This is a genomic window from Acinetobacter sp. YH12226, from assembly GCF_013417805.1.
Lineage (GTDB): Bacteria > Pseudomonadota > Gammaproteobacteria > Pseudomonadales > Moraxellaceae > Acinetobacter.
On sequence record NZ_VPDG01000027.1, the window covers coordinates 1 to 18,198 of the forward strand.

At 36.0% G+C, this 18,198-nt stretch carries 14 protein-coding genes and 1 pseudogene; 11 read left to right on the plus strand and 4 right to left on the minus strand.

What is annotated here, in order from left to right:
- Window positions 1–320 precede the first annotated feature (320 nt).
- Window positions 321–620 carry a hypothetical protein gene (locus FTV08_RS15085; RefSeq protein WP_005005752.1) on the plus strand — a complete coding sequence of 100 codons (300 nt, stop codon included), beginning with the start codon at window positions 321–323 and terminating at the stop codon, window positions 618–620.
- A 175-nt stretch (window positions 621–795) separates the two neighbouring features.
- On the opposite strand, the gene FTV08_RS15090 is transcribed toward FTV08_RS15085, so the two are convergent.
- Window positions 796–1,158: a hypothetical protein gene (locus tag FTV08_RS15090; protein ID WP_005005750.1), complete on the minus strand. Its 363-nt coding sequence runs from the start codon at window positions 1,156–1,158 to the stop codon at window positions 796–798.
- Window positions 1,159–1,218: 60 nt separating this feature from the next.
- Here FTV08_RS15090 and FTV08_RS15095 point away from each other — a divergent pair, with 60 nt between their 5' ends.
- Complete coding sequence (locus tag FTV08_RS15095) at window positions 1,219–1,965, plus strand: hypothetical protein (protein WP_005005749.1); 747 nt, start codon at window positions 1,219–1,221, stop codon at window positions 1,963–1,965.
- A gap of 99 nt (window positions 1,966–2,064) precedes the next feature.
- On the opposite strand, the gene FTV08_RS15100 is transcribed toward FTV08_RS15095, so the two are convergent.
- On the minus strand, window positions 2,065–2,418 hold the full coding sequence (locus FTV08_RS15100) for a hypothetical protein (RefSeq protein WP_005005748.1): 354 nt from the start codon (window positions 2,416–2,418) through the stop codon (window positions 2,065–2,067).
- A 74-nt stretch (window positions 2,419–2,492) separates the two neighbouring features.
- Between FTV08_RS15100 and FTV08_RS15105 the strand changes: the two genes are divergently transcribed.
- From FTV08_RS15105 to FTV08_RS15140, 8 genes are all read left to right on the plus strand, one after another.
- The gene (locus tag FTV08_RS15105; protein ID WP_180058716.1) at window positions 2,493–3,011 is read left to right on the plus strand and encodes a hypothetical protein; all 519 of its coding nucleotides are present in this window, start codon (window positions 2,493–2,495) and stop codon (window positions 3,009–3,011) included.
- A gap of 90 nt (window positions 3,012–3,101) precedes the next feature.
- Complete coding sequence (locus tag FTV08_RS15110; protein WP_180058715.1) at window positions 3,102–4,424, plus strand: hypothetical protein; 1,323 nt, start codon at window positions 3,102–3,104, stop codon at window positions 4,422–4,424.
- A 1-nt stretch (window position 4,425) separates the two neighbouring features.
- On the plus strand, window positions 4,426–5,193 hold the full coding sequence (locus tag FTV08_RS15115; protein WP_180058714.1) for a hypothetical protein: 768 nt from the start codon (window positions 4,426–4,428) through the stop codon (window positions 5,191–5,193).
- Window positions 5,194–5,199: 6 nt separating this feature from the next.
- A complete protein-coding gene (locus tag FTV08_RS15120; RefSeq protein ID WP_042892771.1) occupies window positions 5,200–5,583 on the plus strand; it encodes a hypothetical protein in 384 nt (127 codons plus the stop codon).
- 18 nt (window positions 5,584–5,601) lie between these two features.
- Window positions 5,602–7,242 carry an LPD1 domain-containing protein gene (locus FTV08_RS15125; protein ID WP_005005743.1) on the plus strand — a complete coding sequence of 547 codons (1,641 nt, stop codon included), beginning with the start codon at window positions 5,602–5,604 and terminating at the stop codon, window positions 7,240–7,242.
- A 228-nt stretch (window positions 7,243–7,470) separates the two neighbouring features.
- Window positions 7,471–8,277 (plus strand): hypothetical protein, encoded by an 807-nt coding sequence (locus tag FTV08_RS15130; RefSeq protein WP_010591556.1) that lies wholly within the window; start codon window positions 7,471–7,473, stop codon window positions 8,275–8,277.
- Between the two features lie 894 nt (window positions 8,278–9,171).
- The gene (locus FTV08_RS15135) at window positions 9,172–14,397 is read left to right on the plus strand and encodes an AAA domain-containing protein (protein WP_005005740.1); all 5,226 of its coding nucleotides are present in this window, start codon (window positions 9,172–9,174) and stop codon (window positions 14,395–14,397) included.
- A gap of 3 nt (window positions 14,398–14,400) precedes the next feature.
- A complete protein-coding gene (locus FTV08_RS15140) occupies window positions 14,401–15,777 on the plus strand; it encodes a hypothetical protein (protein WP_005005738.1) in 1,377 nt (458 codons plus the stop codon).
- A 145-nt stretch (window positions 15,778–15,922) separates the two neighbouring features.
- On the opposite strand, the pseudogene FTV08_RS15145 reads toward FTV08_RS15140, so the two are convergent.
- Window positions 15,923–16,845, minus strand: a pseudogene (locus tag FTV08_RS15145) (IS5 family transposase).
- A gap of 145 nt (window positions 16,846–16,990) precedes the next feature.
- Here FTV08_RS15145 and FTV08_RS15150 point away from each other — a divergent pair.
- Window positions 16,991–17,317, plus strand: a complete 327-nt coding sequence (locus tag FTV08_RS15150; protein WP_005028412.1) for a hypothetical protein — start codon at window positions 16,991–16,993, stop codon at window positions 17,315–17,317.
- Between the two features lie 146 nt (window positions 17,318–17,463).
- On the opposite strand, the gene FTV08_RS15155 is transcribed toward FTV08_RS15150, so the two are convergent.
- Window positions 17,464–18,153 carry an SAVED domain-containing protein gene (locus tag FTV08_RS15155; protein ID WP_257221274.1) on the minus strand — a complete coding sequence of 230 codons (690 nt, stop codon included), beginning with the start codon at window positions 18,151–18,153 and terminating at the stop codon, window positions 17,464–17,466.
- Window positions 18,154–18,198 lie beyond the last annotated feature (45 nt).

The following is an 18,198-nucleotide window of genomic DNA, read 5'->3' on the forward strand; positions in this document are numbered from 1 at the left end:
TAGACAAAATGACACCAAATGAGTTTTACTATGATCAGCTACCCCAACAAAACAAGGTGGCTTAACTAGAGCGGAATATCACTTATAAATACGCTTTTAGTTGTTCAAACAAGTGGGACCACCTCTAGAGTAAAGTACTCTCGTACAATAACTATTGTAATGCTACTAATTAAGTTGCTTAAATCTAAATAATTAAACATAGCTGCAAACATGAATCTCAATTTTTTATTCGGCTTTATCATAATTATTGTTGGCGGTGGTGCAGCAATAGTTGCGCTTCGTTCAATGTTAGAAAATGAAATTTTTATGAAGGATAGTATATGGCTATGAATAATTCTAAATTCGATAAATACTTATTGCGCTCATTTTTAAAAAATACTGGACTTGCAATAATTTCAATTAGTGCAATAGCATTGGTTATATTTGCATGTTATGTGGTTTATATAGGAATAGGAAAAGCATCAACTTATGTATTCAATAACTTTGTACTAACTCTAAAAACTATTGGCTATATCGTATTATTTTTAATCGCTTTAAATTTAGTTATCTGTTTTATTGAAAATGTTATCAAAGAAGCCAATCAAAAAAGGAGTGAAGATAGTTCAGAAGATAATGTATGAGGGTAATAAAAAGTATCATACTGGCTTACTCTCAACACTTTGATTTTTTGGTCTTTATCTCCATCAAGTGTATTTTCTAAAATATAGTATGAATCTTTTACCCTCATACACTAAGGGGTTAAGAAAGGTTTCGGCAAGAAACGCCCCTCAACAAAACACCTACGATAAAAAAGTTTTAGTGATCGTGGTGATCTGTATCAATTACGTCATTATTGTTTGCATTAAACTTAGCCTGCTCTTTATAAAAATTATAGTCGGCATTGTCGTATACAAGCTCTTTTGGGTAAGGGATACCCATTTCATCAAGCTTTAAAGCGTAATAATGCGGTATTGGCTTGGTTGGATTGAAGTATGGTTCAGGGTAGTACTGAGTAACGACTTTAGCGGAGTAGGAATTAACGAGTTGATCTACATCGCTTTCTATTGTTTTTTGTTGGTCATTGTAATAAGAGTCAACAAGCTCTTTGTCTGAGTGGCTTGCTGCACAACCTGAAAATATTAAAGGTATTAAAATAGCGATAATTCTATAATGTTTCATTTTAAATAGGCCCAGGTGTAGTGTATATTTAATGGAACGTTAAAATACTTTTGATTATACATGACTTTTAAAGATGCTGTAACACCACCTTTTAGCAGAGGAAAAAGAGAACATAAGTTCTTGGCTAAAATGTTAAAATCTGAAAAAGATAAGATTAAGCTTTATACCAAAAGTTTAAGAAAAATTACTTTTAATGAGCTTTTAATTAGAGCAACTTTAATTTTAGTTGTGGTTTTTGCGTTAAGTTTTTGTATCTTTGGCGTATACCTATCTTTGAACGGTTTATTCTCAAAAGATGTGCATTTAGGAATGATTGGCATTATAGGTGATAGTAGTAGAATAATATTATGTACCATCTCAGCTATATTGTGCGCGGTTACAGCTTTCAAACTGTTTAAGAAAGCAAAAATTGACTGGAAAGAACATCAGTCATCAAAACGATATGCCAAAGCAATAACGAAAGAGTACCAGTCATTAAATAATTTGATTTTGGAACAGATTAAACAAGATAAAACAGGCAGTTATTGGCTGAACAGCAAAGAGATCCTGAGCATAACAGAGCAATACGAAGATAACATAAATGAAAACACAAAAGATTATCTGGTAAGTTTTACGCAAGATACGACTAAAAAGTATGTTAGGTTTTACATATATAATAATTCGCATATCTCTAATGGGTATACCAATGTTTTACATATACACTCGACTACTTTAACAATTTATTCACACTGTCTAAGTTATTCGGATTCGTTGAGTGTTAAAGACCTTTTAGATATTTCTGTTAAAAGTATTTGCATAAATTATTAGTTTTACTATAATACTTTTAAGAACAAAATTTAAATGTTTCTTACGACATTAAAAGAATGGGAGGCTTATAGCTTCCCATTTTTCTTTTTAAAATAACTATTATTTTTCTAAAACATCATTTGCCTTTTTCTCAAAACCCTTAACTTCTGCTAAAAGTTCTTCATTTTGGGCCATTGTGTCAGTAAAGGTCTGTTTCGAGAATTTAATGAATTCCAATGCATCATTGATCGATTGCTCTTTGCTTGGCTTCACGTACTTCGGGAGCTTATTGAATTCAGTATCCACATTTCTTTTGATCGCAGAAAAGTCTTTATCAAGCGACTCGAATGCTGCACTGGTTGACTCAAGCTGTATACGTTCAGAAACTCTATGGTCGATGTTTTGGAACACCAGGAACACACATACAAAAACTAAACTAGCAATTAAACTATTTTTTAGAACAACTGTATCCATTTTAAAACCCTTTAACATTTCTTTGATATTTTTAGTATAATCACTTTAATGTCTTTAAAATTTTTTTAAAAAATATGTCTAAAGCCTCCAACGTTGAGCTCTTAAACTTTTATAGTCTTGTTAAAGTACCTTTTAAATATGCTCACAAAGAGGTGTTGTTCTCCATTTCTATTTTATATTTTAACGGTAAAACTAAATCATACGTTCATTATCACAAATTTGAAGATGAAGAATTGCAGACTGTTCTAGGGTATGTGGTTTCGGAGAGTCTGGCGTGGACCTTTGGATCTTTGAAAACTGATAAATTCACTGTTAATCAGAATTTTATTTTCAATACTGTGCAAGAAGTGGAAAAAAGCCTTAAAGAACAAATAAATGCTGTATATAAAAGCACGGGTATAAATGCTAAGTTTTCCATGCAATATGCCTTAAAGGATAAGCCATCTGCAGAAAACAACGACTTATTAGAGAAGATATTTGCGATTGATAAAATGCTACCATTTGCTTTTACATTTAATATTAACGGCGGTTATGAAGTTGCATTAAAAGAATGTTCGTTAAAACTAATTAATGATATTGGGTTTTTCGCTTAAAAGTCCTTAAACTATTAAATACCACTTCATTAATACTTATTTTTAATTATAATGTGGGGTATTAGTAGTTTTAAGTTAGGTCATTAAGTAGTGAATAAGAAAACCCTTACCATAGCGATATTGTCAGTTTTACTATTTGGTTGTGATAAGTTAGAGCCTTCAAATACTGATACTGCATCTCAAGAAGAACAAATAGATCCCATTGAAAAGAAAGTTGAGGAACAAGTTCGCAAATATGATGAACGTGTTACCACTTACAATCCATCTAACTACAAATTACCTCAATCAAGCCTTTCTACCACCAACCACAAAGTAGCGTGTAATTTTGGTGTAGGGGGAGATCTACCAGCTTTGGCATCAAATGGCATGTTCTCACAGCCGTTATATCGTATTGAAGCTGAGCAGATCATGGATAAAGTTCAGGGCGATGTGATGTATGCCCCTTATTCAATCGCAACATCTGTTGAGGGTGATGTTTTATATGAATCTGAAATTGATAGCTTTGATCGACAGCTAAATACATTACGAAGTTATCAAATTAAATCATCTGAACAAAATATCATTTCGTCATCTGGCTTTTACACCAATTCAAACAAAGCTGTTCGTATGGCACCTATCCGCAGTTACCCGGTTGCTTATGTGAAGCGCTTGGACGGCGATATTGTTTCTACATCTATGTTTAATGATGCATGCGACAAAGAAGTAGGTGTACGTAACTACAAATGGCGCGAAATTGATGTGTCGGGCAAACCATATGCAAGTTTAGCATCCACTGTATCTGAGCAAATTGTTCGGGTGAATCAGTTTGGCATGTTCACCAGTGCATCAAATTTTTACAGCTACTTCAGTAGTGAGTTTGGCAACTTCTTGGATGCAAATAACAAGTTTAGATCCGCATTGGAGAAATCAGGACGTTTCCCTAAAGGTTCAAAAATCTACGTTCCATCTGAGATTAAAACGACTGATGAAACACTGGTGATTACGAAGAACCCTGAGCTTGAAATTACAGACTTCCAAAAAGACAAGGTTTTAGAGGCATACAACAAAGAGGCCAAAATACGGAATCTTGGCCAGATCGTATTCAAGGTCTACAACCTCAAAAACAATACTGTTTTCTATACACCATGGAATGAAACCAAGCACCGTGAAGCGGTCGAGTTTGAACCTATTGTTGTTATCGATGGCAAGGCTTATTCAGCAGTTTGGCATGTTCCTAATACTTTGACATTCAATGATTCGACCAGTGCTGGAAACTTAACGTATTACAACGCTACGGCGCATAACGCATTCGTCAATGCTGTTAAAGGTATATACCAAGGTCAGCAAAGCATGGTTGGTACAGAGCACGAAGATGATACCGAATATTCAATGAAGACTGCAGTTGAATACCAGAAAGCCCAGGCAGAGAAATAATATGGAATTAAGCACTATTGAAAAGAATACCGAAGCTCAAGACATTCAATCTGATGCGTATGACCAGCGTGTACATTCAGTATTGATAGTACCTGAACATGCCCTAAAAAAAATTGAGTCGATGATTTTGGCTACTGGTCATGTACAAAGTGACAGTACCAATCTTTTAGAAGTTTTAAGGCCAATGCCTGAAGAATTCAGAAAAGACGTTGATAACACCGAATTTACAGAAAAAGAAAACGGCGACATCGGTGATGCAGCCGTGGTCATTGTTGATGGTTTGATTCACGACACAAAACGCGGTGTTTGGATCTCTCAAAATTGGGGTTGTGGTAGTCCTAAATTCACCAAGCTTATTCAGGCTGGAGCTGAGCCACCAATTGAACTGATTGCCAAAAATAAGGGGGATAAGTTTAGTGCGACTTTAACGCACGAATTTCAAAAAGCGTATGAGCGAATGGGTTATACCCAAAAACAGGTCGGTTTTATACACATCCTATCAAATGGTGCACCAACGACTTTCTTTAACTACCTGAGTGACGAATTGCTGTGCAAACTGGAATTCATATCAGTAGACAACAACCGTTTAAACGCCTCACAAACTAACTTTTACAGTGCCGTAGAGCGAGGATCTGTTTCAGATTGGGGAGTGAGCTATCACAGAAAACCTTTTAACTTAGAAAATTACCCGATCAATTCTCTATTGGTGTCGGGATTAACAATAACTTTTATTTTGTACCTGATTTACAGCTATCTTTTTGGAGCTTAATAACAAATGAAATATTTAAACAGACCATCTCAAAACCGCGAAAACCATCATTACTTTAATCAACAACAGGGCGACAATAGAAAACAGCACAATCCGAACCATCATCACCACTCTATTAGCTTAAATGATGTATTTCGGTCGTTATTAGCCCTTACTCAACTAGACAAAGACATCCCGACATTGATCAAGCTTTTTGAAGAACAAGGGCTTGAAATATGCGAAACGCGTGTACGCACTTGGTCAACACCCGTGCATATCAACAATAGACCAATACCACACATTATTTTTGTTGGCTTTATGAAATTACTTGAGCGCATCAATGCTGAAGCGAAACTCAAAGATATTAATCTGTTTGATCTGTCAGAGATCTTGGACGATATACGCAACTAACAATTATGTGGTTTAGCTATGACTGAAGAAATAAATAGTAATGAAAAAAAAGATGGTCCTATTACGGATGTAGGTAAAAAGTTTGCTGGTGCACGTAAAGACAACCCATCACCAGACTTCTCAGGCAACATGAATGGAATTAAGTCTGACAGCCTAGTGACTAAAAAGGAATATTGGCAAAAGCCTGATTTTAGAGCTGATGCCCAATCTGGCCATAAACCTGTAAAACATGCACTATTATTTTCTTTGGTCTATGCAAACTTAACCAACAAGCCTTTAGGGGGCGGTTGGTTTAGCATAGGTCAAAAGCAATGGGATGATGCCTACATTGCTACGCTACACTTCTTAAAAAACAAATATGAAAGCTCACACTACGAACGTTTAGAACAACTGACAGACGACTTTAATGCGTACATGACCGTTAAGTTTGGTGCTGGACGAAGTGAAAAAGATATTTTAGAACGCTACTCAGCTGGACGACATACCAATCGCAGAGTTAAACACCCACTATCATTTAGTTCAGACACACGTTTACGCTTAAAAAACTTAATCCCTTTAGGATGGCCAGACGATCGTGTACTTGATACGGATAATTATGGTGCCAAAAAATTATTAAACACTGAGACTGGTCAACATAAGTGGTATGCCGTTAAATCCATTTCAGCAAAGCGGTTTCAAACACTAGATGATTGGACGGAATACGACACATTCAATGCAGCACTAGAAAAAGTAAAAACATTTTTTCAGCCAATTTTAGATGAACGAGTCATAGAACCCAAAAAAGGACGCGCAAAACCACCCAAAAGACCGCGCTACGACAGAGTTGAAGTGCGCGAGGGTAAGGACCATCGAAAGGGTGAAAACATCGATAGCCAGTTGCTTATGGACTATTTCAAATTTTCTGGAGTCGAGTTCGGCAATTGGGTAAATCAAAAGGAACGTGCATGGTTTCTGAATTGCACGTATGACTCACTAATGGATCTTGTCGAACTTCTAGGTCTACCCGTTACGTTCGCATCTTTAGGCGGTAAGCTAGGAATAGCATTCGGTTCGCGTGGCACAGGCGTTGATAGCGCAGCAGCTCACTTTGAACCAGGTAATATGCTTATTCATTTGACCAAGACGCAAGGTGTTGGAGCACTAGCCCATGAGTTCGCGCACGGATTTGATTGTGTTTTGGCAAAACGAAACGGACTCAATAATAACTTTTTTAGCGAATACTTTCTTTACACCAGTAAAGGGCGTTACTCAGTACAGAATCATCAAGAGTCAGCATACAAACATCTTAAAGATGGCCAGACTGCAGATAAGTTTATCAAGCTGGTTAATTATCTTACTTTTAAGTCAACCAAATACCTTGATTACGAAGAAAGACAAGGCGGTACGGGCTTTATGAATAACGCCATGCACCTAGATCAATCACGGTCAATGTATTGGTCACAGCCAACAGAAATCTTTGCCAGACTGTTTGAATGTTGGGTGACGGATAAGCTGGCTGAAAATGATCAACAAAATGGGTTTTTGGTGCACGGCACAGAAGAGTCGGCAAATAGTTGGAATATGAAGTTAAGCGCATATCCAACAGGCAGAGAACGGGCAATTTTAGTTGATTTGATGGATGATTGGCTAAAAGCATTAGTGAGGTCGTGGACGAAATGAATGCAATCACTAAGACCTCAAAAAAAGAACGGATCTTATTCAATAATCCCAAAGCAACACGACTTTACAGGGAAGCAATAACAGAGCTTATTGCGTTTAAACCTTGGGAAGTTAACGCCACTGAGAATATGCTTACGATCTGCAACACCTACCGCTATGTCGTGAATAAACGTTGTTGTTTAGGGTACGAGTTTTGGTGTTACGACCGAAGCGAAAAAGAATGGGTACGTGTTAAGCCCTCAAGCGGTCGCCACAACTATGGGAAAAACTGGTGCAAAACAAATGACAAAAACAATGGTCTACAAGGCAGTAAAACGAGCAGATTTTGAGTATTCAAACGCAGCGCGTGGATACGTGTATCGGGGAGAGAAAATATCTGATGCTGAAGCGGAAAAACTAAAGCATAAATGGGCTAAAAAAGACCTGATGGACAATGCAAAAAAAGATGGATCGTTCACACCAGAATCATTAGAAATGTTCAAAACCTTGGTGAATCATGTATCACCACGGGAGTTGACCGCCAAACAGCAAGCTTTGACATACCATAGCCTTAAACGCTACACAGATTGCGTATTTAACCTTTATGAAGTCACCGCTAAACAAACACCTCCAGCAAAACTAAAACGACCGTACAGCATGCCTAGACTGGATGGTACGGATAACCCTTGGAACCAAGGCAAACGAGAAAACGATGTCTATATATACAAGGGGATTGAGTACAAAGGCATTGAAGCGGAAACAGCAATGCATAAAGTGGTGATTGCATCAGAATTAACGGCAATTGCCGGATTGGATAATCAGTTAGCGAATCTGGCCAACGAAACAGGTGTAGCGTTGTTTTCAGAATTTATTGAAGTTGCACACCAGAACAATGATTTAAAGGATTTAACATATGTAGTTTTTGATTATGTAAAACATCTAATTGTGACGATTGATCGCTATTTTGATTTAAAACTGAAATCTAACGTGTCGGTCAGTATTTCAGTGAACCGAGTAGCTGGCTATTCAAGGTATAGCATAGTTCAACGGAAATAGACGCACGAACGCAACCAGTGACATTACATGTGTCGTCAATGACAGCTTATGTGTCTCGAACGTGCACGTAATTTTGGATTGATTGGTTTGAATGCAGAAAATGTAAATTATGCAAAGTAACACCATGAATATAGCTGATGATTGTACGGTAGTACGTAGACCGTATCAAAGAATGACGACAGCTAACATGCTTAAGATTTGTTATAATAAACAAATTGTTAGTATCTAAACGACACATGAGCTGTCATTTTTTGGAAATTGCGACTACCCTATTCATTTTAATTCGAACTTTAACTTATGTTCACCTGAAGTCTAGTTAATAAAACTTTTAATAATTTTATTTATTATTTTCAATAACTTATATAAATAAAAAAATAATTATAAATTTTTGGTTCATGAACCTAATGAATTTATTGATACTTTTATAAAATAGAGTTAATTTGTCCGAGAGATATGGGTAGATATCTATTTTTGGTCTTTTTAGTGATTAGAGATATGACCATTGTCATCAAATTTTAAGGAATTCCTTAAGTTTTTTTCTTATAATTCAATAAAATAATTTTGAATACTCAAAAATTAAATGTAATATAAGTCACATTATGAACCGTTAAGTGAAATACGTTTTGCTTAAACGAATGATTGAGTTAGATCATCTAAATGATGATCGTGCTAGAAGACTCAGGTTTTACACCAAAATATTTGGCAGACTTTATTTTAAATACAATCCTAAACTGAATATAAAAAACCTTCGGAGGGCTTATTTGGCCAAACTAACCATCAACCTGAAAAAACTAAATTCTTACGCTAAGTATTTTTTCTAAAAGACACCGTACATATAGCATTACTTTATGTTAATAAAAATTTAGCATCATTTTTGACGCTTATTTGTTGTATGTGCAAAAGCAAGACATTTTAAATAAAGAATCTTTTAATATGAAAGTTACATATCCAGAGACAGGTATATACGAGCACGAACTCAAAGCAATTGATAAGATTAAAAAGGTCTTTGATCGTGGCGAAAAAACTAAAAACTGGCGAGCATATGCTGGTTTTGAATTTATGCATAAAAATGGAAAAAAAGCAGTAGCGAAAGGTAGTTCTGAGAAATTTGAATATGATCTCCTAATTATTACTCATGCAAACATTTTGGTCATTGAATTCAAGGACTGGAACGGTAAGGAAATTACAAAAGTTGCAGGAAAATGGTACGTAGGTAATAAAGAGCAAGATTCATGCCCTGTAGCTAAAAATGTAAAAAAAATGCAAATTATAGTTAATAAACTAAAGGATAAAGTTTCAGAAAAGAAAGCTAAGGGCATTACATTTCATTACCAAAGTGTTTCTCACTTTGTTGTCATGTGTGGTAAAGCAGATTATTCGCGCCTGCCTCCAGAAGATTTAGAGCACATTCTTTCGATAGATGAGTTTATACAATTAGCTCAACAGAAGAATTTTAATAATATGTTCCGCAAGCATCTGGAACGTGATGGTCGCATATATGATATTAAAAAAGAATATCACGCCATTATTGATGAAATTTTTGCGCCTGACCAAATTCAACCACGCTCTTTGATTATTAATAATCATGAACGAGGTGACTTGATCTTACCGCATCCTAAAAAGATTTATAGCGAGTATAAAGCGCATTCATTGACCATCGTTGGTGAAAAATCTTTAATGCGTTGTTGGGATTTTAATGAATTCAAGTTGAGTAACTCAAGAATGAGTCAGCCTCAACATCGATTCAACTTGATCTGCAATGAGCGCCGGGTTTTCCAAAAAATTAAAACAGAAAAGCCTGATCTTTATCAAAGTTGTTTGCACCCGATTACAAACCCAAGTCTTGATGACATGACATCAAAATATAATGAGTTGTATGAGTTGCCTGAGAACAGCTATCGAGTCAACGAATTCATCGGCGCTTATGCTGAGAAAATGTCTGAATCTGAGAAATTGGATTTATTCCAGATTTTGCTTGGTAAATTTAATCACCTACATCAAATGGGAATTACTCATGGTGATGTGGGTGATCATAGTGTGTGGATCTCTTATAAAAAGGAGATATTGCTATCCAATTTTTCGGCAGCAAATGATCAAACACAGCCCTCGAAAATTGACCCTGAACTGGCTAACGAACTCCCATTTTTGAATACAACAGCTCATCTTCCGAATCTTGCGCTGACAGCTGCACAAAAGGATGTGTATTGGTTAGGGCAGTTAATCCTTCATATTTGGAAGAATGCTCGACTGAGCCCACGTTCATTGAAAAAATTTAGTCTTGAGGAGCGAGATCAGAACCACTGGTTAGAGCGTATTTTAACACGAGCTTTGACAGGGAAATATGATAATGCATGTGCAGTATTCCAAGATTTCTTAGCTCAAAAACCTGCTGAACAAGTTAGTTATGAACTTGATGCAGATGTACTGAATCCATATTTAAATCAGACAAATACCTATATCAGTTACCCGATATTTGGCGCGCCTATTGATGCTAACCAAAATTTTACACTCTATGCATCAGGCAACATGTTAGTCAAAACATGGATGGGTAAAGTTGCATCTGCAATGACAACTTATCAAAAGAGTTGTTTTAAGCGATTCTTTGAAGAACTTAAAATGACGCAGGCTCTCAATTTGCCATACCTTCCTAAGATTATTGATTTTGGTTTATCAACTAGCACAGCATGTGTGTATCTAGTAACTGAAATGGTAAAGGGTGAAGCTTGGTCAACGGTTATTGAGGGCTTAACTGAGGATGAAAAAAATGAACTTTCACTTCAGTTATTGCATTCTCTGAAAAAATTTCATGAGCATGGCTTTCAACATGGAAACTTGGATGATGAAAAGATTCTAGTAGATAAAACAAACTTGAAAGTTAGTTTTAATGATTGCTTCCATCCTGAAGTACCACAACCTGATTCTTCTAATGCTTATTTCCCATCTGATATTGAAGATCCAACAGTCATTCAGTGTGACAACTTTACTGCATTGAAATTAATCGCAGATCTATACGATATAGACTTGGCTGTGGATGATGTGGCTTCAATGGATCCTACTTTATCCTGGCTAAATACAGCCTTGAGCATAGAAGGAATGGAAGATCCAAGTGTACGCTATATTGATAATTCTCGCTTTATAGAGGCATTTGAATGTAAGGGTGCTATTGTAAAAGAAGCTCCTCAGATTAGTATTTATACAAGTAAGGTTGAGACGCCCTTTACGATTTATCCCGAAAACGGCAAAGTTTATATCCAACTTGAGGCAGCAAGTGAGGGGGATTTTCGATTTACACTTAGCGGAATCAATGGCATGTTAAAAGGGTTTTATAAGCCCCATGAAAATCAATTAAGTTTCCTTGATTTTGTCAAAAAACAAGACCTGTGGTGGAAGGCTAGTAGGGATGCAGATCTGACTATTGATGTTAGCATTGAAGTCCACCCGATATCTGGGATGAGTAAGCGTGACAACATTGTAGAGTTAAATGACTTCTTAGCAAAAGATCAAAACTTTAAGGATGCTATTGAACAGTTTAAGCAAGCACAGCTCAAAAGGACTCAAGAGAAAGAGGAAACATTACGGGCTCTGCGTGAACAAAAAGCATTACAAGAAGAGATAGGCGATGTTATAGCTACTGATGAGCTTATGGCACAGCCAATGAGTCATCTGCCTACACATAGCCACTTAATTGATATTGAAACGAAAGAGTTGTGGAAAAAAGTCATGGCGACTGAGCGTCATGCACATCCTACAATCACTCTGTCTGAGCCGTTAAAGATAGTTTCGAGCAAACATTTTAAAGATTCAAAGAGTGCTATTGCATACTATGACTCTGCAGAAGATGTTTCAGCTAAATTTTCAAAGACCGATAAAGTCGATGTAATGTGCACTAAAGAAACTGGGGCGGGAGGTGATTACACTTTCTGCATAGGTACGGTGAATATTGCGCAATCAAAAGTCGGAGAATTGTGGATCGATTTTTGTAAAAAAACAAATGAAGTTCCTGAAGAAGCAACACTGTTTCTACAAAGCAAGGCAGATAAGTCATCTAATCGGAAACGTGCAGATGCTCTGACAAATATTCTGAGTAATAAGGCTGTCATTGAAAATCTCGTAGATTACTTTGAACCATCATTAGTGATTGAAGCAAAAGATTATGAGATTGAAGTGCCTGATGAAGATCTAGATCACTATAACAAATACAAAAATGGGGAATTGGTTAAAGCCCTCAATCCATTACAACGTAAAGCGTTCCGTAATGTGCTTAAGTATGGACCTGTATCACTATTAAAGGGACCACCAGGAACCGGCAAAACTGAATTTATCTCTATACTGGCTCACTATCTCTATGATAAACAAAATGTATCTAACATCTTAATTGTTAGTCAGTCGCACGAAGCTGTAAATACAAGTGTTGAGCGTATACGTCAGCTATGCACAGAGTATGACACACCATTAAGTATTGCTCGAATAAGCAATAAAGAGAGTGCTGTGTCTCCTGAATTAAAAGATGTCTATACAGGCTCAATTATTACGAGCCAGATAGAGCTGTTTAAGTCTAATATTAAAGAAAGAGTGCTTGAGCTTGCAAAAGATTTATCACTTGAAGCTGAATACTTGAGCGATCTTTATGAAATCAGAGTCACTATTTTAAATAGTCTTAAATCTGCGTATCAGTCAATCGACCAAGATGATCTTGATCAAAAGTTTAGTTTCTCATTAGAAGAGTATACCCAGGCTTTCAAATCAGCAATGCATAAGCTGAAGAGCATGTTTGACGGAAATCAAGACTTTTGGGATCAACTGGAAGACTGTATCAATGATAAAGAGATAACAGTATTAAACCAGTTAAATAAGATCGACATGATTACGTTCGCAGCACTTAATCAATACTACGGGGTATCTAATGAGGAAGGACTTAAAGCGAAAGCCTTGATCAATATTGCCCTAGATTATGAACCATTAATTGAAAGCCAAAATGCTAATTATGAAAGTTTTCTGGTCAAAACAAGGCAATTAGTCTGTGGCACATGCGTTGGTGTTGGCCAACAAAGTATTGGAATCGCCAATCACGTATTTGATTGGGTGATTATTGATGAAGCAGCACGTTCAATCGCTTCAGAATTGGCAATTGCAATGCAGTCAGGTGCACGTATTTTATTAGTTGGGGATCAAGACCAACTTCCTCCACTATATTCGAGCGATCATATAAAGGCTTTAGCTAAGCAACTTAAGATATCAGATGATGATTTGGAAGATAAATTACAAAGCGACTTTGGCCGTATCTTTAATTCACATTATGGACTAAAGGCTAGTTCAGAACTCTTGTCACAGTACCGAATGAGTCCGAGCATCGGCGAATTAGTTTCAGACTGTTTTTATGAAGGAAAACTTGAAACTGAAGTTGTCGATTCTCGTGGTTTAAGTGATGAAGAGCTGAAAGAAATTAAGTTAAAGCGGATTGTGCCTGATAACTATGCATCCGACATCGTAATAGAATTGAATTCAACAGTTACTTGGGTGGATACTGGGAATGCTGAGCATTTCAAAATGGAGAAAGGTAGTAGTATTTATAACCCACATGAAATTAATGAAATTATCGATTTTCTTCAGCGGATTGACCAAGACAAACTCTTGTTAAATAAATTAGTGCCAGAGCCTGATTCCCTTAAAGAGCCTGCTATTGGTGTAATTTGTACCTATGCTGAGCAAAAAAACCGGTTAAGAAAAGCCTTCTCTTTGTGTGAAGTGTCAGATGCATTGAGATCAATTGTGCGTATTGATACGGTGGATAGTTATCAAGGTAAACAGAATAAGATCATCATTCTCTCAGTTACGCGAAATGATCCAACTAAGTTTCCTGCATTTTTGAAGTCACCAAATCGTGTGAACGTGGCTTTATCTCGCGCAATGGATCGTCTTGTAATCTTTGGTGCGTCAGAAATGTGGCAAGGAGTCAACAGTAACTTACCTTTAGGACGCGTATTAAATTACATCAAGTGCCGTGAAAATCAGACTTTAGAATATCGATATATTTCAAAACGCGCCATTGTCAAAATAGTACAAAACAATCCGCACATTAATAAAAATAGATCAAAAAAATATAGAAAGGCAGGGGTATAACTCATGGAAAATTCACTAAGAAGCTATCATGACGTAGATGTTACATTGCCATCACAACTATTCAATGTGGCATTTAGCTATACCACAACAGATACCTTAGATTTTATTGATTCTATGGTATTGCGCCTATTGGTAATTGCACCACTTTCTGCTGAAAAAATAGCGCGGTTCTTAGGGTTATCTAATCATGAAACAGATGTGCTATTAACTAAATTATTAAAACAAATGCAGATAAAACATCTTGAAGATGATCGATTTGCTCTGACTCAGCGACTTGAGAAAGCATTCTCGGATGTTTGTGCAATTCCTTATGTAAATAAGATTGAGGACAATATTCAAAAGATGAGTTTTGAGATGATTGGCTTGAATCCTGAGCCAGTTAATCCCAACGCATCTGACAATGGGGCAAATTCAATTAAATTAGATGCTTCTAACCAATACCTTTCAAATGGTGAGTCTTTGGTTAGTAAGGAGTTTCAGAAAAATTTTCGATTTTATTTCAGCCAAGGATTAGTTAAGTTGAATCCATCAGTGGATGAAAAGAAGCTGCAACTGTATAAAATGAGCCAAGTGGAAAAATTGCGAGACCATTCTCGTCGTTTTACATTACCATTGACGCTTGATGAGAATTATACACCTACAGAGATTAGTGATTTTAATCACATGGAAAATCTTAACAAAATCGAAGATTCTCTTTACGCTGCTCTTAGATCAGCTAAGAAGCCACAAAATATTGAGGATATTCTAAAGGTACTCCATGAATTAGATATGGAGGATACTTTTTCAGTTGAATCTATTTTTAGCGAGAATAAGCTTAATTTAGATCGCTTATTTAAGCTAGAACACAAATCCAATGAATACTTTATCGGGCCAATATATTCTAAGGAAAATTCAGACCTGTTTTTCAAAACAATCAAACAATATCAAGACCAGAATAATGATGATAAACAGCTGTATTGGTTAGCTCCATCAGATGAATTTTGGGGTAAGTCAGATAGATTTAGTGATTTTATTGATCGTTTATCGACAACCACAATTACCAAAAACTTTAAATGCTTCTTACCAGTGGCATACAGAAATGATAAACAATCAATCGCAAGTTATAAAAAACTAATCACAGCTGAGGCAGGAGCCAAGCACTTTCTAACGTTTAAGGAAAGTAGTGTAGTTTTTGACGGTAATTTTGAGCTTTTGGTTATGAAAGACTCTTTTTGTGTTTTGATTATTCACGTTAGTGATTCATCCACAAATATTTTAACAACAGTGCCTGTGGGTATTATTGTCAAAAATAAGGCTATTGCCCAATCGTTTTATAAGTTTTTTGAAGACTTAGAGAACGATGGAGAGAACTTCTTTGGTTTATTAAATTCTAAAAAATAGAATAATCATCTTAAAAAGCTAGCAGATTTGCTAGCTTTTTTAAACTCAAATTAGAGTGGCAACAATCCAGACCAGACATTTCTACTTTGAAGTGGCTTTGTTGCACAAAGATTTGAAATGCAAAGCGCCCCTAATTGAGCCAAATTTAAGGCGTAACTTGGGTAAGTGGTCGACCTAATTCCGTAAATCTGTTAAGGACTGCTACACGTGCATGGATCTCATTCACTTGGCTATCAAAACTCCTTGCACTGAGTTTATCTCCTAATAATTTGATGCAATGCATCTTAGTTTCAACCAAACTTCGCCGATGATAGCCTGACCATTTTTTCCATAGTGTCCTGCCTAAACGTTTAATTGTTCGAAGTAATTCATTTCGCTCTAGCGAGCTACTCTTTGTATCTTTCCATTTTTTCTAGGTGGAATCACCGCATGCGCTTGCCGATCTGCAATGACCTGACGGCATTGCTTGGTGTCATAAGCCCCATCGGTATAAACAGAGTCAATCCGCTCATCTTGTGGAATCTGATTAAGTAAATCACCAAGCACCTGTGAATCACTGACATTATTGGTTGTAAGCTGAACTGCTCGTATTTGTAGGGTTTTAGCATCTATACCAATATGAAGTTTACGCCATTGGCGACGATATTCAGGTCCATGTTTCTTGCGTTTCCATTCGCCCTCACCTAGAAACTTCATGCCTGTAGAGTCCATGAGTAGATGCAGCCCATCGCTACTTTTTTGGTAGCTGATTACAATATCAATATGCTTTTGTCTTCTACAAAGCGTACTGTAATCTGGTGCGGTCCAATTTAATCCGCAAAGTTTAATCAGACTTTGCACAAAGCCAGTGACCATACGTAAAGATAGACGGAATAAGGATTTAATCATTAAGCAGCATTGGATGGCTGCGTCGGAGTAGATTTGATTTCGCCCTTGTTTGCCTTTTGATGGAGCATATCATTGCGTAGCAGGATCAAACCAAATGGCAATATTTCCTCGACTCATGAGTGCTCGGTTATATGCGGGCCAATTGGTTGTGCGGTAGATTTTGTGTGTAGGCTTCTTCATTTGAAAATTATATCGCTGAAAAACCCTTTACAGATAGGTTTGTGCAACAAAGCCATTCAGAATTGAAATAGAAAAATTTAAAAATAAATAACTTGGAAATAGATTTTATGATAAAATTCAATCAGCTATATTAATTTCTACACTTATGTCTGCACTACAAAAAATTAATGAAGATATGATAGTGAATCTTCCTAAGGGTGATTTACACGTTCATTTAAATGGAGCTATTCCAACAAATTTAGTTAAGGAATTATTAGCAAAAAATACAAATGGAATTCCCTCAAATTTTGATATTAATAAAGATTTAAATATTCTCGAACCACAAAAAAATCTGCAAGATTATTTAAAACCATGGAAAGTCTTAAATTTAATACCTAGATCGCAGAGTGATTTAAATAAAATAGTATTACAAACATTTTTTAGTTTAAAACGGCTTTGTTGTATAAACATTCTTCAAGATACTGATTTTTAAGGATTTGTTTAAATTTTAATCCAAAAATAAATTAAACAAAATCATAGTCTTAGATATTTATGCAACAAAGCCCCATTAGAGCTAAACTCCATTTACTAATGTCATATTTAAATCTAATGGTATGAAAGTACTATCAAATATACTGTTTAAATTACAGCGATTTCATTCTTGCTTCCATTATTTCGAATTTGAAGTCTTGGAACCATTGAATTATTTAAGTAATCATAAATAACCATTTCAGGATGATGCAGATCAAATGCTTGTCCAAACCATATACAAGCAGCATTGGATGCACATGGTAAGACATGAATTTTGGTAATTCCTTTATCTGTTAGACTATGAAATAACGCATGAATATCTTGCATGAAACTTAGTCCTCGTTCAGGATTTCTTATTGCTCCATTCCCCATATATTCTGGTTTAGCAGTAATATTAATTACCGGATGTCCTAATTCAACAGCCTTATTTTTAGAGGTTTCTGGATCAGCAGTGAGATTCAATCTAATAGTAATTTCAGTACAATCTTCTATTTCACTGAAATTATTAATTTCATACGCTTTGGTTGTACATATAAGATCAGGCCACATCCAACAACTTCCATCCCTATACATAAGCATAGGTATAAATTTCCCTTTATTTCCTAATTTACTTCCTAATGCTATTAGGCATGGCATAGGGCCGAAGCCAAAAATAGCTACTCTCTTATCATCAAATTTAGTTTCCCTAAGTAATTGTTCTGTTTGAACTTCAAATTTGAACCGTACCGGGTTTGTCGGAGAGTCAATATTCTGAGAGACTACCCCGATGACAAAATTAAAATATACCCCTGAAATCAGAGAAAGAGCGGTTCAATTATTGATTGAATCTGAAAAAGATTATCC